This window comes from Aeromonas sp. QDB11 (genome assembly GCF_027705265.1).
Classification (GTDB): Bacteria; Pseudomonadota; Gammaproteobacteria; order Enterobacterales; family Aeromonadaceae; genus Aeromonas; species Aeromonas allosaccharophila.
Map to the genome: position 1 here is coordinate 1 of NZ_JAPDBM010000217.1, position 743 is coordinate 743.

Genomic DNA, 743 nt, shown 5'->3' on the forward strand with positions numbered 1-743 from the left:
AGCACGGCGACAAAGACTTGTGCCTGACGGACCTCACCCGTAGTCGGCGACACGATGGGCACCGTGGGCCCGCAGTAGTCGATAAAGAGCTTTTCCCCCGCCTTGTGGATCTGGCGCATGGAGCGCTTTTGCAACTGACACCAGGACTTGTAACGGTCGCAGAACTGGGAGTAGCTGTAACAGCTATTGGGATAGCGCTGGGTGTACTCCTCCCAGAGCAGCTGTTTGGAGACCCCCTTGCGCTTGAGCTCCTGATGGACAGAGGGCCAATCCGGCACAACATGGCGGGCCGAGATGGTGGTATCGGCCTGCGGATAGAACAGGGCAGCCAGTCGGCCATCATCAAGCTCGGTAGGTAAGGGCCAGGTAAGGCCAAGCGCCTGGGCACTTTTGAGGAGTTTCTGGATGGAGCCGACACTGACCTTGGTACAGATACTGATCTGGCGAACAGAGAGGTCAGCCTCCAGCCGCAGTCGCAGCACTTCACGAATTTTACGCATTGCAATCCTCTTGGCAGACATAGGCTCTTCCCTGGCAAAAGGGAGAGCGTATCAAAGGTTGTTAAATCAATGCGTTAAGGATGATTCCGGTGAATGTGAACAGTGATTCCGGGATGTTGAACACTGTTTCCGGAAAGGAGGGGCAAAGTGTTCAGGTTGAGCCGGAATGAGCGTTCACATTGGTCCGGAAATGGTGTTCACGTTGAACCGGAATCGGTGTTCATGATCGGCCGGAATATGCAC

The 743-nt window shown here is 55.2% G+C and carries 1 pseudogene; it reads right to left on the reverse strand.

The annotated features are described in order from the left end of the window. Nucleotides 1-521 (reverse strand): annotated as a pseudogene (locus OKC40_RS22745) (IS21 family transposase); the annotation flags it as partial. Nucleotides 522-743 lie beyond the last annotated feature (222 nt).